The organism is Microbulbifer hainanensis (assembly GCF_014904735.1).
GTDB lineage: Bacteria > Pseudomonadota > Gammaproteobacteria > Pseudomonadales > Cellvibrionaceae > Microbulbifer > Microbulbifer hainanensis.
The window spans coordinates 111,171-138,136 of sequence record NZ_JACZCR010000026.1; the positions used below are offsets into that span (position 1 = coordinate 111,171).

At 58.8% G+C, this 26,966-nt stretch carries 22 protein-coding genes and 3 tRNA genes; 17 read left to right on the plus strand and 8 right to left on the minus strand.

The features are described 5' to 3' along the window. The first annotated feature begins 152 nt into the window (after window positions 1-152). Window positions 153-947, plus strand: a complete 795-nt coding sequence (locus tag IG168_RS09395) for a class I SAM-dependent methyltransferase (protein WP_193164132.1) — start codon at window positions 153-155, stop codon at window positions 945-947. 37 nt (window positions 948-984) lie between these two features. Here IG168_RS09395 and IG168_RS09400 read toward each other — a convergent pair whose 3' ends face one another. Then, the gene (locus IG168_RS09400; protein WP_193164133.1) at window positions 985-1,485 is read right to left on the minus strand and encodes a lactoylglutathione lyase family protein; all 501 of its coding nucleotides are present in this window, start codon (window positions 1,483-1,485) and stop codon (window positions 985-987) included. Between the two features lie 94 nt (window positions 1,486-1,579). Here IG168_RS09400 and IG168_RS09405 point away from each other — a divergent pair, with 94 nt between their 5' ends. Beyond that, window positions 1,580-2,449, plus strand: coding sequence for a LysR family transcriptional regulator (locus IG168_RS09405; RefSeq protein WP_193164134.1), 870 nt, complete (start codon window positions 1,580-1,582; stop codon window positions 2,447-2,449). A 457-nt stretch (window positions 2,450-2,906) separates the two neighbouring features. Beyond that, window positions 2,907-5,099, plus strand: a complete 2,193-nt coding sequence (locus IG168_RS09410) for an OsmC domain/YcaO domain-containing protein (protein WP_193164135.1) — start codon at window positions 2,907-2,909, stop codon at window positions 5,097-5,099. A 276-nt stretch (window positions 5,100-5,375) separates the two neighbouring features. Here the strand turns inward: IG168_RS09410 and IG168_RS09415 are convergent, their stop codons facing one another. Beyond that, window positions 5,376-5,681, minus strand: a complete 306-nt coding sequence (locus IG168_RS09415; protein ID WP_193164136.1) for a panthothenate synthetase — start codon at window positions 5,679-5,681, stop codon at window positions 5,376-5,378. 341 nt (window positions 5,682-6,022) lie between these two features. Here IG168_RS09415 and IG168_RS09420 point away from each other — a divergent pair, with 341 nt between their 5' ends. Next, entirely contained in the window at window positions 6,023-7,507 is a 1,485-nt protein-coding gene (locus tag IG168_RS09420) for a bifunctional 2-methylcitrate dehydratase/aconitate hydratase (RefSeq protein ID WP_193164137.1), read from the plus strand. 106 nt (window positions 7,508-7,613) lie between these two features. Here the strand turns inward: IG168_RS09420 and IG168_RS09425 are convergent, their stop codons facing one another. Then, window positions 7,614-8,555, minus strand: coding sequence for a porin (locus IG168_RS09425; RefSeq protein WP_193164138.1), 942 nt, complete (start codon window positions 8,553-8,555; stop codon window positions 7,614-7,616). Between the two features lie 277 nt (window positions 8,556-8,832). On the opposite strand from IG168_RS09425, the gene IG168_RS09430 reads away from it, so the two are divergent. From IG168_RS09430 to pgsA, 13 genes are all read left to right on the plus strand, one after another. After that, window positions 8,833-11,325, plus strand: a complete 2,493-nt coding sequence (locus IG168_RS09430) for a DNA internalization-related competence protein ComEC/Rec2 (protein ID WP_193164139.1) — start codon at window positions 8,833-8,835, stop codon at window positions 11,323-11,325. 216 nt (window positions 11,326-11,541) lie between these two features. After that, entirely contained in the window at window positions 11,542-12,378 is an 837-nt protein-coding gene (locus IG168_RS09435) for a hypothetical protein (RefSeq protein WP_193164140.1), read from the plus strand. Between the two features lie 136 nt (window positions 12,379-12,514). Next, the gene (locus IG168_RS09440) at window positions 12,515-13,318 is read left to right on the plus strand and encodes a hypothetical protein (protein ID WP_193164141.1); all 804 of its coding nucleotides are present in this window, start codon (window positions 12,515-12,517) and stop codon (window positions 13,316-13,318) included. 211 nt (window positions 13,319-13,529) lie between these two features. Further along, window positions 13,530-14,150 (plus strand): MotA/TolQ/ExbB proton channel family protein, encoded by a 621-nt coding sequence (locus IG168_RS09445; protein WP_193164142.1) that lies wholly within the window; start codon window positions 13,530-13,532, stop codon window positions 14,148-14,150. A 1-nt stretch (window position 14,151) separates the two neighbouring features. Continuing rightward, a complete protein-coding gene (locus IG168_RS09450; RefSeq protein ID WP_193164143.1) occupies window positions 14,152-14,571 on the plus strand; it encodes an ExbD/TolR family protein in 420 nt (139 codons plus the stop codon). Window positions 14,572-14,658: 87 nt separating this feature from the next. Continuing rightward, complete coding sequence (gene msbA / locus IG168_RS09455) at window positions 14,659-16,488, plus strand: lipid A export permease/ATP-binding protein MsbA (RefSeq protein WP_193164144.1); 1,830 nt, start codon at window positions 14,659-14,661, stop codon at window positions 16,486-16,488. 8 nt (window positions 16,489-16,496) lie between these two features. Further along, complete coding sequence (gene lpxK, locus IG168_RS09460) at window positions 16,497-17,528, plus strand: tetraacyldisaccharide 4'-kinase (protein WP_193164145.1); 1,032 nt, start codon at window positions 16,497-16,499, stop codon at window positions 17,526-17,528. Then, on the plus strand, window positions 17,521-18,288 hold the full coding sequence (gene kdsB, locus IG168_RS09465; RefSeq protein ID WP_193164146.1) for a 3-deoxy-manno-octulosonate cytidylyltransferase: 768 nt from the start codon (window positions 17,521-17,523) through the stop codon (window positions 18,286-18,288). Before lpxK ends, kdsB begins: the two co-directional genes overlap by 8 nt. Before the next feature lie 9 nt (window positions 18,289-18,297). Beyond that, window positions 18,298-19,314, plus strand: a complete 1,017-nt coding sequence (murB, locus tag IG168_RS09470; protein ID WP_193164147.1) for a UDP-N-acetylmuramate dehydrogenase — start codon at window positions 18,298-18,300, stop codon at window positions 19,312-19,314. 64 nt (window positions 19,315-19,378) lie between these two features. After that, complete coding sequence (locus IG168_RS09475) at window positions 19,379-20,011, plus strand: alpha-ketoglutarate-dependent dioxygenase AlkB family protein (RefSeq protein WP_193164148.1); 633 nt, start codon at window positions 19,379-19,381, stop codon at window positions 20,009-20,011. 207 nt (window positions 20,012-20,218) lie between these two features. After that, the gene (gene uvrY / locus IG168_RS09480) at window positions 20,219-20,872 is read left to right on the plus strand and encodes a UvrY/SirA/GacA family response regulator transcription factor (protein WP_193164149.1); all 654 of its coding nucleotides are present in this window, start codon (window positions 20,219-20,221) and stop codon (window positions 20,870-20,872) included. 60 nt (window positions 20,873-20,932) lie between these two features. Further along, window positions 20,933-22,780: an excinuclease ABC subunit UvrC gene (uvrC, locus tag IG168_RS09485; RefSeq protein ID WP_193164150.1), complete on the plus strand. Its 1,848-nt coding sequence runs from the start codon at window positions 20,933-20,935 to the stop codon at window positions 22,778-22,780. Between the two features lie 124 nt (window positions 22,781-22,904). Further along, the gene (gene pgsA / locus IG168_RS09490) at window positions 22,905-23,474 is read left to right on the plus strand and encodes a CDP-diacylglycerol--glycerol-3-phosphate 3-phosphatidyltransferase (protein ID WP_193164151.1); all 570 of its coding nucleotides are present in this window, start codon (window positions 22,905-22,907) and stop codon (window positions 23,472-23,474) included. 291 nt (window positions 23,475-23,765) lie between these two features. Here pgsA and IG168_RS09495 read toward each other — a convergent pair. The 5 genes from IG168_RS09495 to tesB form a co-directional block, all read right to left on the minus strand. Then, a tRNA-Leu gene (locus IG168_RS09495) sits at window positions 23,766-23,852 on the minus strand. Window positions 23,853-23,891: 39 nt separating this feature from the next. After that, window positions 23,892-23,965: transfer RNA gene (locus tag IG168_RS09500), tRNA-Cys, on the minus strand. A gap of 626 nt (window positions 23,966-24,591) precedes the next feature. Next, complete coding sequence (locus IG168_RS09505) at window positions 24,592-25,809, minus strand: hypothetical protein (protein ID WP_226876741.1); 1,218 nt, start codon at window positions 25,807-25,809, stop codon at window positions 24,592-24,594. 122 nt (window positions 25,810-25,931) lie between these two features. Next, a tRNA-Pro gene (locus IG168_RS09510) sits at window positions 25,932-26,008 on the minus strand. A gap of 67 nt (window positions 26,009-26,075) precedes the next feature. Beyond that, complete coding sequence (gene tesB, locus IG168_RS09515; protein WP_193164152.1) at window positions 26,076-26,924, minus strand: acyl-CoA thioesterase II; 849 nt, start codon at window positions 26,922-26,924, stop codon at window positions 26,076-26,078. Window positions 26,925-26,966: the final 42 nt, after the last annotated feature.

A 26,966-nucleotide genomic window follows, 5' to 3' on the forward strand; every position in this document is an offset into this window, starting at 1 on the left:
GGAGTAATGCCGGCACCAATATCGGGCGCTATTTTCTCCCAGCTAAAATAGACATCACATGCAATTGACCCATCGCTGGGTATGACGATCCGTGGTGGCGATTGAGGCCTTTTGCCAAAGCAAACCCCGCCGGTTGGAGGAGGCTACTGCAAATGACACAGGAGCAGGCGACAGACCACGCTTCTCTGGAGGGACTCGTCGAGACTGGGATGCTGCCTCTGGAGAGCCTTCATCCCGGTGGTTTGGATACAACCCGGCAACTTGCCGAACTCTGTGAGATAGAGCGGGGCACTGAGGTGCTGGACGTTGCATCGGGGACGGGGGAGAGCGCCTGTTTCCTTGCCGCCTCATTTGGTGCCCGCGTCCTTGGTATCGATCATTCCGACGAAATGGTGCAGCGTGCTGCGGCCAAGGCTCGCACACAGGAGGTAGATGTGGAATTCATAACGGCGGATGCGGCCAGCCCGCCGTTCGACGATTCCAGGTTCGATGTCGCTATCTGTGAATGCACGCTGTGCTTTCTCGACAAGGCCCGCGTGCTCAGCGAAATGGTGCGAGTAGTGCGTCCAGGGGGATTCATCGGCATGCACGATTTATACTGGAAGGAGGGAGCCTCAGAGGCGGAAAAGCTCACTCTCGCCGAGATCGAGGCCGAAAAGCCAGAAACCCTTGAGGGATGGCGTCGGTTGTTCGAGGGCGCCGGCCTGGAGCAGATCAGCACAATTGATAAGTCAGCAATCATGTCGCGCTGGATGTCCGAATCCAGGAAACAACTGGGTTTGGCCGGTCAGCTGATGCTGGCGCTCAAGATCATCCGCCGGTGGGGCTTTGGCGGCGCGTGGAGAGTATTTCGATCGGAGCGCGTCTTCTCGAGCGGTCTCCTGGGTTATGCCATTGTTGTCGGCAGGAAGCCGGCACTGTCTGCAATGCACGGCCAGGAGACCTAGAGGCGGGAGAGCAGCTTGCGTCGCTCGGCGCTTTTAACTAGTAGGCGCCGGCGCTGTAAATCAATTCGTAGCTGTGGCTGTACACCTCGAGAATATTACCGAACGGATCTTCCATATAAATCATGCGGTAGGGTTTTTCACCCGGATAGTAGTAGCGCGGTTTTTCCATCCGTTTTTTGCCTCCCGCGGCAACAATACGCTCGGCCAGCTCTTCTACATTCGGATCCTGTACACAGAAGTGGAAGATCCCGGTTTTCCAGTATTCAAAGTTGTCCTCGGGGTTCTCCTGGTTCTTGAACTGGAAGATCTCGACGCCGATACGATCGCCTGTGGAGAGGTGCGCGATGCGGAAGCTGCCCCAGCCGGGTCCGAAGACGTCGGTGCACATGGCGCCAATGGCGCTGTCATCTTCTTCGATGTCGGTCGGTTTCATAATCACATACCAACCCAACACCCGGGTATAGAACTCCACAGCCTTGTCCAAGTCGGGAACCGAAATGCCGATATGTGAGAAGGTGCGCGGGTATACGTTACTCATTTGCGTTGCTCCTGGTTTGACGTTGGGCGCAGATTACAAAGCTCAAGTAATTACGTAAAATGATCATTTGAAATATAAATGAGTACAAAATGTAATGATTAATACCACCTGGTTGCACACCTATTGCACCCTGGTTGAAGTCGGGCATTTCACGCGCACTGCCGAGCGACTGCATATGACTCAGTCCGGCGTCAGTCAGCAGGTGCGCAAGCTGGAAAGCCAGGTGGGCATCCCCCTGTTGGTGCGCGAGGGTAAGCAGTTCACCCTGACGGATGCCGGGGAGCGGCTGTATAAAGAGGGGCGGTCGGTTATCCAGGCCCTCGCGAACCTGGCGCAGCGGGTAGGGGAGGATCCGCCGTTTCAGGGACTGGTGCGGATCATGTCTCCCGGAAGTGTCGGGCTCAGGTTATATCCCCACCTCCTGGCACTGCAGAAACAGCACCCGCAACTGGTGATTGATTACCGGTTTGCGCCCAACACGGATGTGGAAAACGCGATTGCCGATGACGGCGTTGATATCGGCTTTATGACCAGCGCCTCAAGCCGTGAGGAAGTGCGTTGCCAGCCGGTTGCTACGGAAGCATTGCTGCTGGTCACACCCGCGGCTGTCGCCAATCCCGACTGGGCGCAATTGCTGGAATTGGGATTTATCGATCATCCTGACGGCTCCCATCATGCCGGCCTGCTGCTGGGAGCCAACTATCCGGAGTTCGAGAACAGCAGCATGTTCGAGAGCCGGGGCTTCTCGAACCAGATAAGCCTGATTCTGGAGCCTGTCAGCATGGGACTGGGCTTTACGGTATTGCCGGCGTACGCGGTGGAGGCCTTTCCAAAGCCCCAGCGGATCAAAATCCACCACCTCCCCAAGCCTGTCAGTGAAACCCTGTATCTCGCTAGCCGGCGCGATAAACCCGTGCCGAGCCGGGTCAACACGGTGATGTCGGAAGCCAGCAAATGGCTGTGAAACATCGTTCTAGAGCGTGGCGTCGGCCTATAGGGGGATTGAGCTGGGGACATTTAGGGTATGTGGAACTCAGGGGCGCTGTCACATGGCTACTATCTTCTAAATCACCGAGACGAGGTCACCCAAAAACTGGATAATGCCGCCGCACAGCCGCTAGGGAACCTGTGATTAAGTCCGTATTGCCGCTGCGAGCCCTGAAGTCTGCAGATGTTAGACGCAGCTCGCCGCGAATGGCCGTAGCCCTTTGCAAGAGCTGCAACGCAGCAGCTGCGGCCTTCAGGACCCGCCCGGAGGGGTTTTCAGAGCGATTCACATTCCGCGTTGCGACTTCTTGAAAGGTCTAGACATTCCTGCGAAGCCGCGCCTTGACTGTGAACCGCTCTGAAAGCCAGAGGCGTCACGGACTTAATCAGAGGTTCCCTAGGCTCACCAAATTCTCCACGCCCGGTAGTACCCAATGGAAATCAACGTCAACTTCCTCGATAACCTCCGCCTCGAAGCCAAGTTTGATGACTTCACCGTCATTACCGACCAGCCCATCCGCTACAAGGGCGACGGCTCGGCGCCGAGTCCGTTTGACTACTTCCTGGCGTCTTCCGCGCTGTGCGCGGCGTATTTCGTGCGGGTTTACTGCCTGTCGCGCAACATCCCGACCGACAATATCCGCTTGTCGCAGAACAATATCGTCGATCCGGAAAACCGCTATAACCAGATCTTCAAGATTCAGGTGGAACTGCCGGAAGATATTTCCGATAAGGATCGGCAGGGCATCCTGCGCTCCATCGACCGCTGCACGGTAAAGAAGGTGATCCAGACCGGGCCGGACTTCCAGATCGAAACGGTGGAGAACCTGGCCGAGGATGCCCAGGCGCTGCTGATGGTGGAGCCGGATGCCGAGCACCAGACCTTCATCGAGGGCAAGGATCTGCCGCTGGAGCAGACCATCGCCAATATGACGAAGATCCTCGCGGATCTGGGCATGAAGATCGAGATCGCCTCCTGGCGCAATATCGTGCCCCATGTGTGGTCGCTGCATATCCGCGATGCCGCTTCGCCCATGTGCTTCACCAATGGCAAGGGCGCCACCAAGGAGAGCGCGCTGTGTTCTGCCCTCGGTGAGTTTATCGAGCGCCTGAACTGCAATTTCTTCTACAACGACCAGTTTTTCGGCGAGGAGATTGCCAATGCCGAATTCGTGCATTACCCGAATGAACAGTGGTTTGTGCCCGGGCCGGACGACGCGCTGCCGGAAGGCATTCTGGACGACTACACCCTGGCTATCTACAACCCGGATGGTGAGCTGGCGGGCTCCAACCTGATTGATACCAATTCCGGTCGTGTTGATCGCGGTATCTGCGCGCTGCCGTTTGTGCGGCAGTCGGACGGCGAAGAGGTGTATTTCCCCTCCAACCTGATCGAGAACCTGTTCCTCAGCAACGGCATGAGCGCCGGCAACACGCTGTATGAAGCGGAGGTGCAGTGCCTGTCGGAAATCTTCGAGCGGGCGGTGAAAAAGCAGATCATCGAGGAAGAAATTGCGTTGCCGGATGTGCCGCGCGAAGTGCTGCAAAAGTACCCGGAGATCCTCGAAGGCATCGAGGAGCTGGAGAAGCAGGGCTTCCCGGTTCTGGTGAAGGATGCCTCCCTGGGCGGCCAGTTCCCGGTGATGTGTGTGACCCTGATGAACCCGCGCACCGGCGGGGTTTTCGCGTCCTTTGGTGCGCACCCGAGCTTCCATGTGGCGCTGGAGCGCAGTCTCACCGAGTTGATGCAGGGCCGTAGTTTTGAGGGCCTGAACGATGTACCGCCACCCACTTTCAACAGCCTGGCGGTGACCGAGCCCAACAACTTTGTCGAGCACTTTGTCGATTCCACCGGCGTGGTGTCCTGGCGTTTCTTCAGCGCCAAATCGGAATACGAATTTGTTGAGTGGGACTTCACCGGCGATCACTCGGAGACCAATGCGGAAGAGGCCACAGACCTGTTCAATGTCCTCAAGAACATGGGCAAAGAGGTATACGTGGCGACCTACGAAGAACTGGGCGCGCCGGCGTGCCGGATCCTGGTGCCGGGGTATTCCGAGGTTTACCCGGTCGAAGACCTGATCTGGGATAACACCAACAAGGCCCTGGACTACCGGGAAGACATTCTCAATCTCCACAGGCTCGGTGACGACGCGCTGGAGGACCTGGTGGAGCGCCTCGAGGAAAGCCAGATCGACAACTACGAGACCATCATCACGCTGATCGGTGTGGAGTTTGACGAGAACACCGTGTGGGGCCAGCTGACGGTGCTGGAGCTGAAGCTGCTGATCTATCTGGCACTGCAGCGGCACGATGAAGCCCTGGAGCTGGTGGAGACGTTCCTGCAGTACAACGACAACACCGTCGAGCGCGGACTCTTCTACCAGGCGGTGCAGGCGGTGCTGGAAATTGCCCTCGACGATGAGCTGGAACTGGGCGACTACATCGTTAACTTGCAGCGCATGTTCGGTGAAGAGAGGATGAAAGCCGTCGTTGGATCAGTGGAGGGCAGTGTGCGCTTCCACGGCCTGACCCCGACCAATATGCAGCTGGAGGGACTGGACAAGCACCTGCGCCTGATCGAGAGCTATAAAAAGTTGCATGCGGCGCGCGCTGCCAAATCGTGAAATGGGTAGAGTGGGGTAGCCACTGTAGCTCGACGAGATTGTATTCAGTTGGAAACCCTTCCGCGAAGACTGCACAGGCTCTCAGGCAAGCGCGCGCAGCGCGCCTATGTAATGCCTCCTTATTTCCCGCAGATCGACGGTTCGGGAGCCCATTCGCGGCTCCCGCATATTTGATTTCCTGAACAAACACTTCGCATGCCGGAGCCTCGGCCGGCCGCATGGCGGCCAGGTTGGTCCGTGGGAGCGCTCGCTACGCGCTGTGTTGGGTGTGCCGAATCAGGCCCATTTTTTGCCCAGTTCACCCAGCCCGGCTTGCTTGAGGTCGTCAGGCGTCATGACCGTGCGGATTTCGACATCCGCCTCGAATGCCAAAAACCAGGGTTCAACCAACGCAGGGATCTTGGATGGATCGGGAAGATCTACGATGAGTATTGCTGAGCGACGGCCATGCTGTTCGGTAAAGTAAGCAGCCTCCGGTTTACTCGCCTCCAGAATCGCGTTCAATATTGAGTCCGCTGAACCATCCTTGACCGCGGCGTTGAATGGCTGATGTGGGATCTTGATATTTAATAGCATCCTCATGCTGTACTCCTTTCTCGATCATGCTGATTGTCTGACCACAGAAAGAATAATGTCGCTGAGCGTCCACGGCAGCTGCGGTTGAGGCGCAACGTAGCGCCCAATCTGGAGGGACTGGGCCGTCAAAGTGAGGAACAATAGGTCCTGGCCCATTGATTGTGGTGCTTTCCCGATATCCAGAACTGAAATGTCGATCCAAAGAGCCGATCGGTCTCATTGGCTAGAGTTGGCGGAGGAGTGCCGCCTCCGGCGCGACTTCCCTCTATCGGAATTGCCTGTGCGCCTCTGCCGGCTATCTATGCTGTTAATGTTCACAGCATAGATAGCCGACTCAAAGGGAAGATATGGATACCAAAGCCGACCTGAATATCCGTCCGGAATATGACCAGGTGATTCAGGATATCGCCGACTATGTGCTGGATTACGATATCGATTCCGCCGAGGCATGGGAGACGGCGTGCAATTGCCTGATGGATACCCTGGGCTGTGGTTTTCTGGCGCTGCGTTTTCCCGAATGTACCAAGCATCTGGGGCCGATTGTTGAGGGCACGGTAGTGCCACACGGTGCGCGGGTGCCGGGTACGCAGTTGAGACTCGACCCGGTCAAGGCGGCCTGGGATATCGGTTGCATGGTGCGCTGGCTGGATTACAACGACACTTGGCTGGCGGCGGAGTGGGGGCACCCGTCCGATAATCTCGGCGCGATACTGGCGGTGGCGGATTACCTGTCACAGAAAAATGTCGCTGAGGGCAGGGCGCCGCTGACGATGCGCGATGTGCTGGACGGCATGATCCGCGCCCATGAAATCCAGGGCGTGCTGGCGCTGGAAAACAGTTTCAACCGCGTCGGCCTTGACCATGTACTGCTGGTGCGAGTGGCGTCCACAGCGGTGGTTGCAAAGCTGAAAGGGGCCAATCGGGAACAAGTGATGGCGGCAATCTCCCAGGCGTGGGTGGATGGCAGCGCGCTACGCACCTATCGCCACGCGCCCAATGCCGGCTCGCGCAAGTCCTGGGCTGCGGGAGACGCGACTTCCCGCGGCGTGCGCCTGGCGGATATCGCGATGCGCGGCGAAATGGGTATTCCCGGCGCGCTGACAGCGAAGCAGTGGGGCTTCTACGATGTCTGTTTCAGTGTGACCAATGCCGACCTGAAGCTGAAACCGGAGGGCGAGCGTCAATTCCGCTTTCCGCGGTCTTACGGCAGTTATGTGATGGAGCACGTTTTGTTCAAGATTTCCTTCCCGGCGGAGTTCCACGCGCAGACTGCCTGTGAGGCAGCAATGATCTTGCACCCGCAGGTAAAAGACCGCATCGATAAGATCGAACGGGTGGTAATCACCACGCACGAGTCCGCCATCCGCATCATCTCCAAAGAGGGGCCGCTGGCCAATGCGGCAGACCGCGATCACTGCCTGCAATATATGACGGCGGTGCCACTGCTGTTTGGCGATCTCGTTGCCGAGCACTATGAAGATGATTTCCATTCCGCCCACCCGGAAATCGACCGATTGCGGAAAAAAATGGAAGTGGTCGAAGACAAGCGCTATTCCGCCGAATACCTCGAACCGGACAAACGCTCCATCGCCAACGCGGTACAGGTATTTTTTGCCGACGGATCATCGACGGACAAAATCGCTGTTGAGTACCCGATCGGGCACAGGCGCCGACGGGCAGAGGGAATTCCGCTGCTGGAGAAAAAATTCCGCTCCAATCTTGCCACGCGGTTTCCAGCCGTGCGCTGCGAAGAAATTTTCGCGCTGTGCAAGGAGCAGGAAGCACTGCTGGATACAGCGGTCAATACGTTTATGGACCTGCTGGTAATCTGACCCCACTCGCGGCCGGTGGCCGTGAAGGCTTTTGCAGAAAACAGGCACAAAAAAAAGCCCCGGTTTTGACACCGGGGCTTTTTGCGTTAGGCAGTCGGCAGTTCGATTAGAACTTGAACTCGGTACCGACACCCACGTAGCTGCGGTCGTAATCGTCGGCAGCAGTTTCGTCAGTGTAGAACGCGAATACCTTGGCGGCGCTGGTCAGTTTGTAGTCCAGGCCCAGGCTGTAAGTTTCGCCGTCGAGCTTTTTCATGTCGGACTGGCCGTACTGGGCCTTAGCGGTCCACTGGTTGATCTTGTAGGCCACGGAAGTCATCCAGCCATCCTGGGTGGTGCCGTCTTCCTTCTCTTGCTCTTCGTACAGACCGCCGACCTGTACCGGACCGATGTTGTACTGGGCAACCAGGCGATTCACTTTCCAGTCGTTGGCTTCAACACCCTGGTCGTAGGCGTAGGCCAGGTAAACACCGTTCTTGTCATAAGACAGGGCTACGGAAGTGCCGTTGTCGCGGGTGATATCTTCGCCCAGATCGTTAACGCCGATCACTTCGTCGCGGTTGCTGATGTAAGCTGCAGAAACCTTGAAGCCACCGAAAGACGGAGTGGTGTACTGCAGTTCGTTACCGACGCGATTGTCGCTGTTGGTGAGGATGCTGCCGATATCACCTTCGAGGTCGTTGAACAGGTCGACCTTGTTCTGGGAGACCTTCATCGGGGTATCGAACTTGCCGCCGATGACCTGGCCGAAACCGCCTTCCAGGCCAGCGTAAATGTTACGCTGCTTGAAGGTTTCGTCCGACTCACCGTCGATATCCACCTGGTATTCCATCTTATAGATGCCCTTGATGCCATTGTCGAAAGGCAGTTCGCCCTTCACGCCCAGGCGGGACGCATTGCTCTTGATATCGGTGTTGGCGCCGTCACCCTCGTCCGCAGACTGGAAGTCGACATTGGCTTTGCCGTAAAACTCAAAAGGATTGGATTCGGCGCTGGCCAGTGCCGGAATCATCGCGACCAGGGCCATAGAGAGAGCAGTCTTTTTCATCGGTCATCTCGCACAGTTTATGGTTGTGGGTCGAGAGGCGGCGTTTATTGGTCCGAATCTGGCCGTCCCTCGAGTTGGTGCGAATTCTGCGTTTTGAATATTACAAAAAGGTTAAACGTGGCATTTTTTTTAACTTTTTGTGACCGCTTGGTGCAAATTTGTTCAATTGGGCAGAAATGGCAGTCGTATCCCTTGGATCCTTGGGGTGGCGGGGGTCGAATTGCGGCTTTAGAGTGGGGCCGGAAGCTGACACGGGAGCAGTCGGGCAGGGCACACAATGGACACACTGCAAGGGACGGGGAATTTGTATGCGGACACCGGGCAGGGTGCCCGCGTGTGCTTCGCGCCGGGTTTGCCCCTACCCCTATTGTGGATCTATGCCCTGTCGGTGGTGCTCGCGGGTAGCCTCCCACACCTGCCTCCACTGCCGCCAGTGGGAATCGCCGGAGTTGTCATATGCCTGGTTTGCCTCGCGGCGCCGGGATGCCGGCGCCTCCTGCCCGCCGTGCTGGTTGCCGTGGTGGGATTTAACTGGGGGCTATGGCACAACCATCAGGCGATGGAGCGGCGCCTGCCTATGTCGGCCTATGGCCAGGATTTCACACTGGATGTCGAAGTGGTTTCCCTGCCTCAGGTGCGGGAGGAGCCAGGTCGGTCGGCGACCACGGGTACCTCGGCTAGCCTGCGTTTCACGGCGCAGGTACTTGCAGGGCAGGACGCGGAGAGCGATGGGCTTGATTTCGCCGGGGAGTTGCTGGACCTGACCTGGTACCGCGCGCCCGCCGATATTCAGGCGCAGTTGCGCTGCGGCAGCCGCTGGCGGTTGGCCCTGCGTTTGAAGCGCCCCCGCGGCAGCGTCAATCCCCATGGATTCGATTACGAAGGCTGGCTATTGCGGCGCGGGATTTACGCGACGGGATATGTCCGGCCGCGAGACCTGCCTCCCCGGAATCTGGGTGCGGTACCTGGACTGGCGGCGCTGCGGCAGCACCTGAAAGACACTCTGTGGGCGCAACACCCCCGGCGACCGGAACTGCTGAGTGCATTGCTGCTGGGAGACCGCAGCGGATTGTCGCGTGCGGATCGGCAGTTGCTGCAACGGACGGGCACGGCCCATCTCTTGGCCATTTCCGGTCTACATGTTGGGCTGGTGGCCGGCTGCCTGCTGCTGCTCGGTGGGGTGTTGGGGCGGCTGTGGGGGATCTGGCGGGGCTGCTCGCCGACCTATTTGCCCGCGGCCCTGGCTGTGCCGGGCTGCTTTGTCTATACGCTTCTCGCCGGAGCTCCATTGTCGGCACAGCGGGCGCTGGTGATGGTTTGTGTGCTGCTATTTGCGTGGCGGTGGCGCCTGGCTCCCGGCTTTGCTTTTGCACTGGCACTGGCCATTGTGCTGACGCTGCAGCCGCTGGCCTTCTACAGCGCCGGCTTCTGGTTGTCCTTCGTTGCTGTCGCCGCGCTCCTGCTCAGTTTTACGAACCGTGTCCGCATACGCGCTGGCGCTGACTCGCCCGCATCGATGGTTTTGGCAGGGGCGCGTGCGCGCGGTGCCGACCTGCTGCGCAGTCAGTGGGCCATATTCCTGGCACTGCTGTTGCCGTCATTATTCTTTTTTTCCGGTTTCAGTGCTGGCGGCGCGCTGGTCAATCTTATTGCCATTCCCTGGGTGGGCTTGCTGATACTGCCGTCGCTGCTGTGCGGTGCCTTGTTGGTGACGACGCCGCTCGGCCCCCCGTGCCTGGCATTCGCTGGCTGGCAGCTCGATTTGCTGATGGACATGCTGGCCAAAACCCAGGCACTGCACATCGCCTGGCAGTCAGAAGGATTGGTCTTGGCTATTCCCGGCATCTTGTGTGCGGCCGGCAGCGCGCTGTTGTTGCTGATGCCGCGGGGATTGCCGGGCAGGGGGCTGGGCTGGCTGTTTTTTGCCGCAGTATTGCTGCCATGGATTCGTCCCGCCGGGGAACCGGCGGGATTGCAGGTGACCGCGCTGGACGTTGGCCAGGGGCTTGCGGTTGTGGTGCGGACGCCGGAGTATCAGCTCGCCTATGACACCGGGCCGCGGTCGGCGACCGGGTGGAGTGCCGGCAGCGCGGTGGTCGCGCCCTATCTGCTCGGCGAGGGCAGCCGGGATCTGGACAGCGTTATCGTCAGCCACGCAGATCTCGATCATGCCGGTGGTCTCGACGGAGTGATGGCATTGCTGGATGTGGAGCGCATCGTGGCGCCGGGAGAGCTCGCAGCGCGCTATGGCCATGACTTCCTGCGGCCAACGGAGCGCTGTATCGGCGGTGGCGTAGAGAATCACGGAGCCCTGCAGGTGCGCTGGTTGTGGCCGCGTTCCGCGGCGGTATCCGGCGCAGAGAACGATGACAGTTGTGTGGCGCTGCTGAACTGGCACGGGGTGCGCATTTTACTGGCTGGCGATATTTCCGCGGCGGCGGAACGCCAGATCGTTCATCTTTATCCTGATCTGCCCCCAGTCGATTTACTGGTTGCGCCACATCACGGCTCGAGAAGCTCATCGTCGCCGGCGTTTGTGCGTTGGGCGCACCCGGATTACGTCGTTTTCAGTGCAGGCTTCCGCCACCACTTCGGCCATCCGCACGCAGAGATCGTGGCGCGTTACCGGGCAGCGGGTGCACATTTATTGAACACCGCTGCGAGTGGCGCAGTGAAAATTGTCTGGCGCCCGGGACAGTTGTCGCCAGTGGTAAATGTTGCGCGGGACAGCGGTCCTTTCTGGATTCGCGCATCGAATGATTTGCCTTAGCGGTTTCCGTCGAAACACAATTCTAACGGTCTACCGGTATGTTCAAAAAGTGATCAGTCACAGTAAAAGTGCGTACGCGATCAAACTTCCATGAAGTTGTCGCCGGCCGGAACTAGTTATTGTGCTGCCGGTCGCATACCGGGAAATGGCCTGTGCTAAGGTCGAATAAATTCCATCATGACAACTTCATCATTACTAAGAAATTCAGGTGAGTGGATGAATAAAAAAGTACTTTGCAGCGTAATTCTGTCGGTCGTGGGTGGCGTCGCCAGCCAGGTATCGAGCGCCGAGGAGTGGAAATATACGCTGGGTACCGATATCAGCAGTGGGGATTACGGTGATAGTGCCGATACTGACATCGTCAGCAGTCCGTTTACGATCAGTTATTCGCCGTCGGATAAATGGACCTTTAAGGCGTCCATGCCGTGGACCCAGATCGAGGGTCCGGGCGGTGTTATTCCCGGCGGTGATGGGGGCATTGTGGTCGGTAATGGCAACGGCAATGGTAACGGCCGTGGCAATGCGGGCAATGGCGGCACTACCACTACCGAGCCGCAAACCGTCAAGGAGTCCGGACTCGGTGATTTGTGGCTGACCGGTACCTACAGTCTCGAGCCGGTTGCGGATCGCTGGTTTTTTGATCTGTCGGCCAAGTACAAGGTGCCGACCGCTGACGAAGACAAGGGACTTGGCACCGGCCAGGCGGATTACACCCTGCAGGCGGAAGCCTTCACGATGATCGGTGATTTTTCGCCGTTCATTACCGTGGCGCGCAAGTTCAAGGGTGACCTGCCGGATCTGGAAATTAAGGATGTCTGGTACACCTCGGTCGGCAGCGGCTATCGCCTGGATGAGCAGAACAGTCTCGGCATGTCGCTGGATTACCAGCAGGCAACGACGGACACCAATGATCCGTCCACGGAATTGTTCGGCTATGTGAACCACAAATTCAGCCAGCAGTGGAGCGGTATGCTCTACGGTTATCTGGGGCTCGCCGATGGCAGCCCGGATCAGGGGGTTGGATTCCAGGTGAGTTACCGTCCTGCAAACTAATTTGACCCGGCCGGCCGCCACCCGGCGGTAAACATTTGCGCCTTGCCGGAACCTTTTGGGTCGGCTGCGCGTGTAACGGGTAACGTGAATATATCCCCTGGTGTGGGTTAAGAAATTAAAACAGGAGAAAGACGCGATGAAACTGCCATTCAAGACTCGTGTATTGCCAGCAGTGCTGGCGGGGCTGCTCGTGGGCTCCGTTGCTTGGGCGGACGATGCGCCCGAAACTGATGTGACCGACGCCCAGGCTGTCGAGTCGGTATCCAGCATGCCTTCTAAAGACATCGCCGGTGTCTTCACCGACTTTTTCGGTGATGAGACCACTTCACAGACCACCGTCGATGGGCTGCGGGACGGCACCATCACTTACCAGCCGCCGGTAGACGAAACGGCCGATACGACCGAAACCGATCAGGCTGCCGGTGACGAAACCGGAACCGAGCAGGAAATGGCTGATGTCGAAGAGGCCGGTGTAGAAGACGGCGATGCCGGCAAGGGTATGGGATACGGTAACGTATACATCACCCTGGCCCTGGCGGAGCAGTTGTCCATGTCTTCTGCGGCCGAGGCGCTGGAAGGTGAAACCGGCATGACCCCGGATGAGTCCCTGAACCAGATCCTGTACATGCGCCAGGAGCAGGGCATGGGCTGGGGGCAGATTGCCAAGGAACTCGGTTTCAACCTCGGTGAAGTCATGAGTGGTCTCCACTCCAACCGTCCGGAAAAGATGGACAAGGCGTCAGCGAAAAGTGAAGAGCGTGGCAGCAAGTCTATGCGCCCGGATCACGCCTCAATGGGTAAGCCCGAGAAGGTCGCCAAAATGGACCGTCCGGAACACCCGATGAAGATGGAGCGTGCGGAGCGCCCCGAGAAAGTGGAGCGTCCCGAAAAACCGGAACGTCCGGAGAAGCCTGCGCGTCCGGAACGCCCCGGGCACTAAAGTTGGAAGGGCGGGCCGCCACAGGCCCGCGCTAGCGCTTGAGTTGAGCCGCCGCATTCATTGTCGGCGGCTTTTTTATTGCCCGCAGGGTCATCGGGAAATTGTGTAGTGTCGGTCACAGGGATGAAAAAGACGTCGTACTGGGTCTTAGCCCGCGTCGCCAGCTGTGGTAGAGTCACAGGCCGATTTTCCGCAGTCTGGGACTAGAAGAGTGTTAGAAATAATAAAATCTGGCGGCTGGCTGATGCTGCCGATCCTGCTTTGTTCCGTCGCCGTTATCGCCATTTGTATCGAGCGTCTCTGGACTCTGAACCCGCGCAGAATCGCGCCGCGCTCCCTACTGGGGGAAGTCTGGAGTTGGTTAAAGAATAACCAGCTCGATGGCGAGAAAATCAAAGAACTGCGCGATTCCAGTCCTCTGGGGCGTATCTTTGCCGCCGGCCTGTCCAATTCGCGCCACGGCCGTGACGTCATGAAAGACAGTATCGAAGAGGCCGCGAGCCAGGTGGTCCACGAACTCGAGCGCTTTCTCGGTGCCCTGGGGACTATTTCCGCCATCGCCCCGCTGATCGGCCTGCTCGGTACCGTGGTTGGCATGATTCAGGTCTTTACCGCAATCATGCTCGAAGGTACCGGTAACGCCGGCGTACTGGCCGGTGGTATCAGCCAGGCGCTGATCACTACTGCAGCGGGCCTGACTGTGGCCATTCCCGCACTGATGGCACACCGCTACTTCCAGCGCCGCGTGGACAGCATCGTTGTCACCATGGAGCAGGAAGCGGTCAAGCTCGTGGACGCCCTGCACAGCGATCGTCGAATCGAAGGGCCCTGAGATGCAGTTCCGCCGCCAAGCCAAAGAGCAGGACGGGGTCAACCTGACGCCGTTGATTGACGTCGTATTCCTGCTGCTGATCTTCTTTATGGTGTCGACGACCTTTACCAAGGAGAGTCACCTTGAGCTGAACCTGCCCGAAGCAGCAGGTACGCAGGTAGAAGAGCAGCCGAAGACCGTCGAGATCCTGATTAATGCCGACGGATCCTACTCTGTAGACGGTCGCGCGCTGATTAACAAAAAACTGACTACCCTGAAATCGGCGCTGTCGGAAGTATCCGCAGGCGAGTACAATCGCCCCCTGGTCATAACGGCCGACGCCACTGCCCAGCATCAGGCCGTGGTACGCGCTATGGATGCCGCGGGGCAACTGGGTTTCGTTCACCTGAGTATCACCACGCGGCAGCCGGAAGAAAACTAACCGATCGGGTGTGCGGTTTCTCCCTGAACGGGGGGCGCGACGCCCGGAGCCGGGCTGCAGATTGCCCGGCGCGCTGTAAGATATCGTATGGATAGAGCCGCAACGCCCCCAGGCAAACCGCAACACGGGGCGACAACCTACCGCCGTCTCCTTAGCTACGCACTGCCGCACTGGCCGATCTTCGCGCTGGCGGTGGTCGGCTTCCTGGTGTTTTCCAGTATGGGCGTCAGCCTGATTGCCGTCACCGAGCTGCTGCTCGATGCCGTCGGAGCGGGTATTCAGGAAAGCCGCGGATTCCTTGCCAAGATCGTGGCGGGACATTTTGCTGGTGGCGTGATGCCGCAGGATACCGCGCGCTGGATGATCCCACTGGCAATGTTGTTGATTATTGTTCTGCGTGCCTGTGGCAATTTCCTCGGCAGTTACGGGCTCGCCTATGTGGGGCGTTCGGTAATTCACAGCCTGCGCACCGAGCTATTTGAGAAAATCGGCGAACTGCCCAGCGCCTATTTCGATCGTTACACCGGCGCCTACCTGATTTCGAAGGTGTCTTACAATGTGGAGCAGGTCACCAACTCGATCACCAAGGCGATCAAGGTGCTGATCCGCGAATCCTTCACCACGATCGGCCTCCTTATTTACCTGTTACTGGTGAACTGGAAGCTGACGCTGACCTTTTTCCTGTTTGCACCACTGATTGCGCTGATCGTGCGCACCGTAGGCAAGCGCTTCCGCAAACTGAGTCACCGTATCCAGAACACCATGGGCGATGTCACCCACGTGACTCAGGAAGCCATCAATGGCTACCAGGTCGTGCGCTTGTACGGCGGCCGTAAATACGAAAATGCGCGTTTCGAATCCGCCAGCGACAAAAATCGCCAGCAGTTCATGAAACTGGTGGTGGCGGACAATGCCAGCGTTTCCGTTATCCAGATTCTCGTGGGACTTTCCACGGCCACCATCGTCTGGCTCGCGCTGGCGCCCGGTATGGTCGAGTCCATGACGGCCGGTGTTTTTGCAGCCTATATCGGTGCGGCTGCGTCCCTGGCAAAACCGGTGCGCAGCCTGTCCGAAGTCTTTTCCGATATCCAGAAAGGCATTGCCGCGGCGGAAAGTATTTTCGAGGTATTCGATGCGCCCAAGGAACCGGATGAGGGCAAGGCACTGTTGCCGGAGCCGGTGCGCGGCGCGGTGACTTTCGACCAGTTGAGTTTTCGCTACGACGAAGCCGCCCCGGCAGTACTTTCGGATATCAGTTTTTCCGTGGAGCCGGGGCAGACGGTGGCGCTGGTCGGCGCTTCCGGATCCGGCAAGAGCACACTGGTAAGCCTGCTCGCCCGTTTCTACGAGCCGAGCAGTGGTCGCATTCTGCTCGACGGCGTGGATATCGGCAGCGTATCCCTGGCGGACCTGCGCCAGGAGATCAGCATGGTGTCGCAGAACATCGTTTTGTTTAACGATACCGTCTATCACAACATTGCCTATGGCGAACTGGAAGGGGCCTCGCCTGAAGAAGTGCGTCGCGCGGTGGAGCTGGCCCACGCTACCGATTTTGTCGACGAATTGCCGCGGGGACTGGATACCGTGCTTGGCGACAACGCGCAGATGCTTTCCGGCGGCCAGCGCCAGCGCCTGGCGATTGCCCGGGCGCTGTTGAAAGATGCCCCGCTGCTGATTCTCGATGAGGCCACATCCGCGCTGGACAATGAATCCGAGCGCCATATTCAGGCCGCGCTCACCGAGGTTATGAAAAATCGCACAACCTTTGTGATTGCCCATCGGCTGAGCACGATTGAAAACGCAGACCGAATCCTGGTGATGGAGCAGGGCCGGATTGTCGAAAGCGGCAATCACGCCGAGCTGCTGGCCAGTGGTGGTCGCTACGCGACCCTGTTACAACAGCAAACCGCAGATTAAGGCCGCGCATGTCATTGGAAGACTGGTTTAACAAGCGCTGGTACCCGGAGTCCGGCCGGCGCAGTACATTGCCGCTGCTAGCGCCATTGTCGGCGGCGTTTCGCGCTGTCAGCAACCGGCGGCGTGCGAAGAGCCACGAAAGCCCGCCGAAACCGCTGGCGGTACCGGTTATTGTCGTCGGCAATATTACTGCGGGTGGGGCCGGCAAAACGCCGTTAGTGGCGGAACTGGCGCGCTGGCTGCACGAGCGCGGCATGAATCCCGGTATCGTCAGTCGCGGATACGGCGGCAGGGCCCGGGAGTATCCCTACCAGGTTACCGCCCAATCCCATCCGCTCGAATCTGGCGATGAACCGCTGATGCTGCACCTGATCACTGGCCTGCCGGTGATGGTGTCCCCGGATCGAACCGAAGCGGCACAGGCTCTGATCGACTACCACCAGTGTGACGTCATCCTCTCCGACGATGGCCTGCAGCACTACAAGCTGTGGCGAAGCATGGAAATCTGCGTGGTCGATGGTCACCGCGGCCTCGGCAACGGCAAGATGTTACCGCGCGGGCCGCTACGGGAGCCGGCAGATCGTCTGGGCACAGTCGATGTGGTGGTTGCGAATGGCGAGCCGGAAGAGGCCGTCAAGCAGCAGTGCGGCGAGTGGCTGGATTTCACCATGACCCTGGAGCCGTCCGCCTGGCACCAGTTCAATCTCGACCAGACTTCCACCGTGAAACTGACCTCCGGCCCGGAGCCGGGGCCCGTACACGGCGTAGCGGCGATCGGCAATCCGCAGCGATTTTTCCGCGAGCTGCACCGTCTCGGCTACCGTGTGACGGAGCAAGCCTACGCTGACCACCACCAGTTCAGCCTGCAGGAACTGCAGTTCGACGGCGAGACCCCGGTGATCATGACCATGAAAGATGCGGTCAAGTGCCGGGATTTCTGGCAGGGCCACTGGTGGGCACTGGAAGTTCGGGCGGAGCTGCCGGACCTGTTCTACCAGAGAGTTCATCAACATATTCAGAAGTTTCGCGAGCATGACTAAAACGCTTCCATTCGACGTGATCATTCCCGCCCGTTTTGCTTCCAGCCGCCTGCCGGGCAAGCCGCTGGCCGATATCGCTGGCAAGCCGATGGTGCAGCATGTGTACGAGCGCGCAATGCAGAGCAGCGCCGAGCGTGTGATCGTGGCAACCGACGATATGCGGGTCGCGGAAGCGGTACGGAGTTTCGGTGGCGAGGTCTGCATGACTTCGGCCGAACACGCATCCGGTACTGATCGCCTGCAGGAAGTCGTGGCAAATCTGGGGCTCGGCGAAGACCGCATTGTGGTTAACGTGCAGGGCGACGAGCCCCTGATCCCGCCTGCGGTGATCGATCAGGTGGCGGGCAACCTGGCTGCCAATCCGGCTGCAGGCGTTGCAACGCTCGCTGAACCGATCCAAACGCTGGAGGATTTCCTCAATCCGAATATCGTCAAGGTGGTGGCGGCGGAGTCGGGGCTCGCGCGGTATTTTTCCCGCGCGCCAATACCCTGGCCCCGGGATGCCTTCGCCGCAGAGACCGGTCGCCTGCCAGAGGGGTTGGAGCCGCGCCGCCATATTGGAATCTATGCTTACCGGGTGGCACTGCTGGGCCGCTTTGTCGGCTGGCCGATGGCGCCACTGGAGCAATTTGAATGCCTGGAGCAGCTGCGGTTTCTGTATCACGACGAAAACATCCATGTGGCAGATGCGGCGGAAGACGTACCCGGTGGTGTGGACACCGAACAGGATCTGCTACGTATGTGTAAATTGCTGGGGTAACCACCGGGCGTGATAGAGAGCAATGTCGACTTACAGCCGCTAAACACCCTCGCGATTGACGCCTGCGCGGCACACTTTGCACGGGTGGAAACGCTTGAGGACCTGCGCGAGGCACTCCATTTTGCCCGCGCGGGGAAGCTGCCGATTCTTCCGCTCGGCGGCGGCAGTAATATTGTGCTCACCGGCAATTTCCCCGGTCTCGTCATCCACCTGGATATGCGTGGTCTCGAGCTGGAAGAGGTTGCCGGCGGTACACGCGTTTCGGCCGCCGCTGGGGAAAACTGGCACGGCCTGGTCATGCATACGGTGGAGCGCGGGCTCGGCGGCCTGGAAAACCTGGCGCTGATTCCGGGGCGTATCGGCGCCGCGCCCATTCAGAATATTGGGGCCTACGGCGTCGAGCTGCGGGACTCCTTTTACGATCTGCAGGCAGTACATATTCCTACCGGGGAACTGCATGAATTTACCGCCGTCGATTGCCAGTTCGGCTATCGCGACAGTGTCTTCAAAGGACGCGCCCGGGATCAGTACATTATCACCCGGGTGCGACTGCATTTGTCGGAAGAGTGGAGTGCCCATACCGAGTATCCGGCGCTCAAACATTACCTCGATGAGCATCACGAGGGGGCAGGGCCTCTGACTCCGGTGGAGATCGCCCATGCGGTCACAGCCATTCGCAACAGCAAGCTGCCGGACCCCGCGCAGATTCCCAATGCGGGGAGTTTTTTCAAAAACCCGGTGGTGGGCGACGAAGACTACCATCGGCTGAAAGCGGCCTTTCCCGACCTGGTGGCATTCCCGTTCGAGGGACGCTGGAAACTGGCTGCGGGCTGGCTGATTGATCAAGCCGGTTGGCGCGGTTACCGGCGGGATTCGGTCGGCGTGCACGACCGGCAGGCCCTGGTTCTCGTCAATCCGGGCCGCGGAAGCGGCGCCGAAGTGACGGGGCTGGCTTTCGACATCGCAACAGACATCCGCGACAAGTTCGGTGTCGAGCTGGAGCCGGAGCCGCGCTACTACCCCTGAGCGGCCATCGCTTCCGAACCTTCCGCCTTGAGCTTTCCACCATCGACCTCGCCAGGTAGAGACAGTGAACGAACAGGTATTCGCCAGTCGTACCGCAGTGTTGGCGGAGTCCTATCCGGATGCGGAGTGGCCCGACCTTGCTCCCGGACGCGCACTGTTTATCCGCAACTGGCTCAGCGAGACCGAGGCGCGCCAACTGGTCGATGATTGCCTGAACCGCCTGGCCTGGGAGCGGCCCAGTGTGCGCGTCTTCGGTCGGGAGCATCGGATTCCGCGGCGCCACGCTTTTGTCGGGGATCCGGGAGTCGTCTACCGCTGGTCGGGCCTGGAGCAGCAACCGGCCCCCTGGACGCCCGCCCTGACCGCCGTGCGTGAGCGCCTTGCGGCCGCGGGCTTTGATTTCAATAGCGTTCTGGTCAACCACTATCGTGGCGGCTCCGACAGCATGGGCTGGCATGCCGACAACGAACGCGAGCTGGGCCCCTGGCCTGTGGTGGCGACGGTCAGTCTCGGACAGCAGCGGCGACTTGCCTTTAGGCGACGGGATGGGGCGGGGCGCGTAGCACTGGATTTGCCCGCCGGTTCTCTTTTGCTGACGTCGGGGGTGGTGCAGCATCACTGGCTGCACGGTGTGGCGAAGAGTGCCCGCCAGCTCGAGGAACGGGTAAGCCTGACCTTTCGTACCATTCATATCTAAAAAAGAGTTTCTTATGCCAATCCGGCAGACCCACTGCGCGCTGTCCAGCTTTGCAGTGACCGCATTGTCTGGTATGTTGCAAAAAGGCTCTGTGGATGGATTATCGTGAGGTAAAGAGGACCTCGCTGGGCAATAACAAGAACTGCTTGCGCGTGATGTGGATTGTCACGTGACGCAGCTACTCCAAGATCCGTAGTTGGGGCTAATTTGATAAAAGTCTTAGTGGTGGACGATCACGACTTGGTGCGCATGGGTATTTCGCGCATGCTGGGTGACGTCGGTGGCATACAGGTAGTGGGTGAGGCAAACAGCGGCGAAGAGGCGCTCGCTTTCGTGCGCCAGTCGGAAGTTGATGTCATCCTGATGGATGTGAAAATGCCCGGCATGGGTGGCCTTGAGGCCACTCGCAAGCTTCTGTCCCGCTGTCCCCAGGCCAAAGTTATTGCCGTCAGTTCAATCGATGACGATCACTTCCCTGAGCGTCTGATGCGCGCGGGCGCACTCGGATACCTGACAAAGGGTGCCGACCTGGAAGAGATGATCAAGGCTATTCATGCCGTGGTTTCCGGTGACGTCTACATCAGCAGTAGCATCGCTACCAAAATGGCGCTGCGCAACGTCAATGGTAAGGCTGAAAAAGCCTCGCCATTTGATGACCTCTCCGAGCGGGAACTGCAAATTGCGGAAAAGATTGTTCATGGCTGTAAGGTGGCGGAAATCGCCGATAACCTGTCGGTGAGCCCGAAAACGGTCAACAGTTACCGCTACCGAATATTTGAAAAGCTGGATATTCACAGCGATGTGGAGCTCACGCTTCTCGCAGTGAAATACCAGCTATTGGACCCTGAAGCCGCGGTCTGATTTCCGTTCGCCGCGCTCGGGGATTGATCGCAGTTGGTTTAGTAGTCGGTGGCGAACTCCATGGCAGACAGTAACGCCACCACTACGGCGCAAACCTTCGACAGCAAGCGCTTCCTGCAAACGGTTACCCGCAAGCCCGGCGTCTACCAGATGTTCGATGCGGAGGGTCGTATTCTGTATGTGGGTAAGGCCAAGAACCTCCGCAATCGCCTTTCCAGTTATTTCCGCGCGTCCGGGCTGACGACAAAAACCATGGCGCTGGTACAGCGCATCAACAGTATCGAGGTCACGGTAGCTCGCAGTGAGACCGAGGCCCTGGTACTGGAACAGAGCCTGATCAAATCCCAGCGGCCGCCCTACAATGTCATGCTCAAGGATGACAAGGGCTATCCCTATATATTCCTTTCCAGTAAAGACAGCTTCCCGCGCATCGCCCTGCATCGCGGCACCAAGCGCAAAAAGGGCCAGTACTTCGGGCCATTCCCCAATGCCTCTTCAGTGCGTGACAGCCTGAACTTTCTGCAAAAGACTTTCCGGATTCGCTCCTGCGAGGACAGCGTTTTTCGCAATCGTTCGCGACCCTGCCTGCAGTACCAGATCCAGCGCTGTACGGCACCCTGTGTCGACTTTATCAGTGAGGACGACTACCGCCAGGACGTCCGCCATGCGGAGATGTTTCTGACCGGTAAGAGCGACCGCATCGTGCAGGAGCTGGCCGATGAAATGGATCAGGCCTCCCGCGAGCTCGAGTTCGAGAAGGCGGCACGGCTGCGCGACCAGATTTCCGCGTTGCGACGTCTGCAGTCTGACCAGGTGGCGGAGCGTTCCAGCGGCGACGTGGATGTGTTGGGTGTGGCGACGGTGGGCGGCAGCAGCTGTGTCCATATCCTGTTTATCCGCCAGGGGCGTATCCTGGGCAGTCGCAGCTATTTTCCCGACGAGCGCCTGGGGCTATCGAGTGCAGGGTTGCTGTCTGCGTTCGTGCCGCAGTTTTACCTGGGAACTGAGCGTGAGGTGCCGCGCGAGATCCTCACAGCTGAACCCATCGACGATGCTGAACTCCTGCAGCAGGCATTGAGTGAGCAGCGGGGCAGGGACGTGGCCATTGTCCACCGCCTGCGCGGCAACAGGGCGACCTGGGTAGCAATGGCTCAGCAGGCGGCAGAGCAGAACCTCGGCAGCCGTACTGCGGCGCAGCAGAAACTCCAGGACCGCTTTGAGGTGTTGCAGGAAACCCTGCAGTTGGAACAGTTGCCGGAGCGGCTCGAGTGTTTTGATATCAGTCATTCCAGTGGCGAGGCGACCGTCGCTTCGTGTGTGGTATTCGATACCGGCGGACCGGTGAAGTCTGACTATCGCCGTTTCAATATTGAGAATATCCAGGCGGGCGACGACTATGCGGCTATGGCCCAGGCCCTCAAGCGCCGCTATACGCGCCTGTCGAGCGGGGAGGGCAAGTTTCCCAATATCCTCTTGATCGACGGCGGAAAGGGGCAGGTGCGCCAGGCCGTGGAATGTCTCAATGAGCTCGGCGTCGTCGGGGTGCAGATCATTGGCGTTGCCAAGGGCACTACCCGCAAGGCCGGGTTCGAGGTGTTGCACGTGGTGGCCAGTGATAAAGAACTGGTGCTGGCCGCCGATTCGCCGGCCCTCCACCTGATACAGCAGGTGCGTGACGAGGCGCACCGGTTTGCAATCACTGGCCATCGCCAGCGCCGTGACAAGAAGCGGCGCGAGTCCCCTCTGGAGGGCATTCCGGGGGTTGGGCCCGCGCGGCGTCGTGCGCTGCTGCGCCATTTCGGCGGGCTGCAGGAAATCCGCCGTGCAACAGCGGAGGAGCTGTCTGCTGTAGAGGGGGTAAGCCGCAAGCTCGCACAGGATATATACTCCGCACTGCACGGCGAATAGCCGGAGAGTAATCCCCGGATCCAGACCTGTGATCAACAAAATTTAACGTTTCTATCGCCTTTCTGGCGTTTCATTTTGCCGGTCAGCTTGATAAGTTACGCGCACCGAAAGGATAGGGAACAGCATGACTCTTGCCAATCAACTGACACTGCTTCGCGTTGCACTGATACCGGTATTCGTGCTGGTGTTTTATTTTCCCTATAAGTGGAGCTATTTGGCCTCCGCGGTGATCTTCGCCGCCGCCGCAGCGACCGACTGGCTGGATGGCTACCTGGCCAGGAAGCTTAACCAGAGTACTGCCTTCGGCGCCTTTCTCGATCCCGTGGCGGACAAGCTGATGGTCGCCACAGCGCTGGTGTTGCTAGTGGGGCTACACAAGAATCCCTGGTTCACCATTGCCGCGGCAGTCATTATCGGTCGCGAAATCGCCGTTTCTGCCCTGCGTGAGTGGATGGCGGAACTTGGCAAGCGCAGTAGCGTCGCCGTCTCTTTTATCGGCAAGATCAAAACCACTGCGCAGATGGCCGCGATCATCGTTTTGTTGGCGTTTGATGTACGGGAATACCCAGTGATGGAGAGTATCGGTTATGTGCTGCTGTACGTTGCCGCAGCGCTGACGCTGTGGACCATGATTTTGTATCTGCGCGCCGCCTGGCCCACCTTGATGAGTGATGAAACGAGACGGAGTTCCTGAATCGGTAGATGTGATTCAGCAATACGCCAATAAGAAAGCCCGCGGATGCGGGCTTTTTTATTGGTCCGGAATGTTGCCAGCGGATTGAAAACTTTTGAGTTCCCGGGCGCAAAAATTACAGTCTGCCAATTGAGCAGTGAAGTCGGCGCGTAGGCTGTCAGGCCGGCTCTTTCGCTGTAATTATTGAAAGTCACATTTGGGAGGGCAGAAAGGAATGAGTTGTATATACAGCGATTGGGGGCGATGCGGGATCACTGCGAGCGCAGTTTAGGCAATTGGTCTACAAAGTGCTGGTGCCCGAGGCCGGACTTGAACCGGCACGACCCAAAGGTCGAGGGATTTTAAATCCCTTGTGTCTACCAATTCCACCACTCGGGCTTCAGGGGATTCGGCAACGGGAGCGTACCGAAAAAAGAATGGAGGCTAGGGTCGGAATCGAACCGGCGTACACGGAGTTGCAGTCCGCTGCATGACCACTCTGCCACCTAGCCTTAACATCAAATTCAAAGCTTTCGCTTCGCCGGTTCGATGTCACCGGCTCTTGCTACCAGGAAACGGGGAGTTGCAGTTCCCTGCATGATCTCTCTGTCACCTAGCCTTATCTTCCGTAAAGACCGGAAGTGAAAACGCCGCGGATTCTATCGGATTGGCTCCAAAAATCCCAGCATTTTCTTATACTTACGCGCTGCTGGGCGTGTAAGAAGGCGCTATTCTAGGGACTGCGCCGGATTAGTCAAGCGCTGTTCGCGAGGACTTTGTCGATCGGATGCTGGAGGGGTTTTGCGCCAGCAATGTGGCGCGCGTCGGGGTTTGATACAAGGCCGGAATTTTTAATAACTTTTCGTGTTTATTGAAATCAGCCTATTCCCAATCGTTCTAAATTTCCCGGCCGCATTCGGTGGCAATTTCCCGCCCTTGTTCAATACTTTCTTTAACTGGCTAGCACAACCTCCCCCCAAATCGTGTTTAGTAATGCCGGTAGGGCGCTCCGCTAGGTACTCGCCCGCTGTGTAGTTAAGGATGAATCCTCCAAGTTTCACTCCTAATGGTCTTGGCCCTGACGCTCTCCCCCCCCCGTCGTCAGGGCTTTTTTTTGCCTGTCTTTTGCGTGCGCTGATCACTTCTCCGGAGTGCGCAGCCGCTCAACCTGCAGGGCCTCGATTGGTCCGCCTGCGGCTTTTTCAGCCAGTTGTCGGAACTTTTTCAGGGTGACTTCACCGCGCTCCGCTGCCAGACCCCGAGCGACATCGTCGATACTGGCCTTGCCGCCACTAGCTGCGCGGATTTCTCGATCCACTTCCCGCATGACGCCGACGGCGCGGGCGGTGATCGGACCGGAAGAGCGTTTGCGCAGCAGGCTGGGCGCCTCGCGCCCCCATTTGGCGAGTCCATCCATAGCCTCGTCGAAGCGGCGTTGGCTGATGGCGCCGGAGCGGCGCAGGATTTCCAGGGAGTAGTATTCCGCCAGGCCTTCGACGATCCAATCGCTCTGCTTGTCTCCGCGGATACCGGTGGCCACGTGGACGAGTTCGTGGACGATGCTGCTGGTGCGGTTGCCGCTGATCATGGGGCGGTCCGCGTGCATAAACAGCGAGCGGGTGCCGGAGAGGCCGCCGCGCCACATGGGGTTGCCGGCGGTGACCACCAGCAGGCGGCGGGGGAAATGCGGAAAGACTTTCTTGAGTTCCGGCAGGTTGTAACTAAGGAAGGCCAGGATGTCCTGACGGTGGATATTCTCACCCAGGGGGGCGGCCACAGTGGTATTGATGCCGTCGATCACGTCCTGGCGGCTGCCGATGCGGCCGGCAATCATCCAGCCCTTGGGGCGGATGAAGCGGCGGCCCTGGTCGACCAGTTTGAAACGGTACTTCCCGACTTCCGCGTAGGGGAGGTTGGCAGACCAGTCCTGTGGGAGATCGAGTGCCAGCTCGGCGCGGGAACGCAGGTGTTTGGCTGCGACGACGGACATCGGTGGGATCAGTTTGTCGGTGCGCAGGATGGCCCAGTCCTTGGTAATGTAGGAATCGTAGTGGCCGCTGCCTTTCTTTTCGTCGATGGTAAAGCGATAGCTGAGCTTGGATTCCGGTCCTTTGGGGTGCCAGATGACCCTGTCTCCTTCCTGCTCCAGTGGGCTGTCGCTTTTCAGGTCAGCGTAGCGACCGGAGCTGAGGTTGAGGGACAGCTCGTGCGGTAATTCCTTGCCGCTGAGTTGTATTTCGACCCGGGCGGTGCCGGAATCAGGATCTAGTCCAGCCCGATAGAGAAGATCGTACGTCTCCGCAAATGCACTTAGGGGTAGCGCCAGGACCAGTAGGGTAAAAAACAATCGCAACATAGGAAATGCCGTATCCACATGATTGAAACAGTTGGACAGCGTGCAAGACTAACGGTGCCGTAAACCCGGATACAAGTGGGGAGTTCGTGAGGGTAAGAGAGGGGAGCGGGAAATTTAGAAAATGGTCGGTGAGAGAGGATTCGAACCTCCGACCCCTTCCTCCCGAAGGAAGTGCGCTACCAGGCTGCGCTACTCACCGACTGCAGTGCTTCTCTGTGGAAGCGGGGCGCATTATAACAGCCAAAACCCCGCTGTAAACCATTGATTTACTTTTTAATTTGCCGGATGAGGCCCTCCTGGGCGGTGGACGCAACCAGGACGCCATCGCGGGTGAAAAGCTGACCGCGGCAGAAGCCCCGGGCGCCGCTCGCGGACGGGCTGTCGGTGACATACAGTAGCCAATCGTCAAAGCGGAAATCCCGGTGAAACCACATGGCGTGATCCAGGCTGGCCGGCATCATGTGCGGGTCGAACAGGGAGATCGGGTGGGGCTGCAGGCTTGTGCCGAGCAGGGCCAGATCGGACGCGTAGGACAGCGCACAGCGGTGTTCCACCGGATCGTCGGACAGCTCGCCCTCGGCGCGCAACCAGAACATGCAGTGGGGTTCGCGCACTTCGGCACCGAAATAGCTCTGCGGATCCACCGGGCGAAAGTCGATCATGTAGCGACGCTGGTCGTGCTGCGGACTGTTGAGCCCGGCTTCCTGGGCCAGCTGCTGGGTGTTCTTGAGTGTCTCCGGGTCGGGAATATCCCCGGTGGGCATATCCGCCTGGTGGTCGAAGCCGGGTTCCTGGATCTGGAAGGACGCGGACATATTGAAAATGGCGCGCCCCTTCTGCTTCGCCACTACGCGCCGGGTGGTAAAGCTGCCGCCGTCGCGGATCGGATCCACGTCGTAGATAACCGGCATTTCGCTGCTGCCCGGCCGCAGAAAATAGGCGTGCAGGGAGTGCGGGAGGCGGCCTTCCACGGTGCGGGTGGCAGCCATCAGCGCCTGTCCCAGTACCTGACCACCAAAAAGTACCTTGCGGTAATTTTCCACGTGGTGGCGGCTACGGAACAGGTTGCTGTCCAGTTCTTCGACATCGAGAAGTTTGCTCAGTTTTTCCAGCATGGGCGTTACTGCCTTGTCCTTCTAACTTGAAAATCAGGTGCG

Coding starts and splice junctions, on each gene's coding strand:
- IG168_RS09395 (WP_193164132.1), top strand. CDS start 153: ATGACACAGGAGCAGGCGACAGACCACGCTTCTCTGGAGGGACTCGTC.
- IG168_RS09400 (WP_193164133.1), bottom strand. CDS start 1,485: ATGAGTAACGTATACCCGCGCACCTTCTCACATATCGGCATTTCGGTT.
- IG168_RS09405 (WP_193164134.1), top strand. CDS start 1,580: ATGATTAATACCACCTGGTTGCACACCTATTGCACCCTGGTTGAAGTC.
- IG168_RS09410 (WP_193164135.1), top strand. CDS start 2,907: ATGGAAATCAACGTCAACTTCCTCGATAACCTCCGCCTCGAAGCCAAG.
- IG168_RS09415 (WP_193164136.1), bottom strand. CDS start 5,681: ATGAGGATGCTATTAAATATCAAGATCCCACATCAGCCATTCAACGCC.
- IG168_RS09420 (WP_193164137.1), top strand. CDS start 6,023: ATGGATACCAAAGCCGACCTGAATATCCGTCCGGAATATGACCAGGTG.
- IG168_RS09425 (WP_193164138.1), bottom strand. CDS start 8,555: ATGAAAAAGACTGCTCTCTCTATGGCCCTGGTCGCGATGATTCCGGCA.
- IG168_RS09430 (WP_193164139.1), top strand. CDS start 8,833: ATGGACACACTGCAAGGGACGGGGAATTTGTATGCGGACACCGGGCAG.
- IG168_RS09435 (WP_193164140.1), top strand. CDS start 11,542: ATGAATAAAAAAGTACTTTGCAGCGTAATTCTGTCGGTCGTGGGTGGC.
- IG168_RS09440 (WP_193164141.1), top strand. CDS start 12,515: ATGAAACTGCCATTCAAGACTCGTGTATTGCCAGCAGTGCTGGCGGGG.
- IG168_RS09450 (WP_193164143.1), top strand. CDS start 14,152: ATGCAGTTCCGCCGCCAAGCCAAAGAGCAGGACGGGGTCAACCTGACG.
- msbA (WP_193164144.1), top strand. CDS start 14,659: ATGGATAGAGCCGCAACGCCCCCAGGCAAACCGCAACACGGGGCGACA.
- lpxK (WP_193164145.1), top strand. CDS start 16,497: ATGTCATTGGAAGACTGGTTTAACAAGCGCTGGTACCCGGAGTCCGGC.
- kdsB (WP_193164146.1), top strand. CDS start 17,521: ATGACTAAAACGCTTCCATTCGACGTGATCATTCCCGCCCGTTTTGCT.
- uvrC (WP_193164150.1), top strand. CDS start 20,933: ATGGCAGACAGTAACGCCACCACTACGGCGCAAACCTTCGACAGCAAG.
- pgsA (WP_193164151.1), top strand. CDS start 22,905: ATGACTCTTGCCAATCAACTGACACTGCTTCGCGTTGCACTGATACCG.
- IG168_RS09505 (WP_226876741.1), bottom strand. CDS start 25,809: ATGTTGCGATTGTTTTTTACCCTACTGGTCCTGGCGCTACCCCTAAGT.
- tesB (WP_193164152.1), bottom strand. CDS start 26,924: ATGCTGGAAAAACTGAGCAAACTTCTCGATGTCGAAGAACTGGACAGC.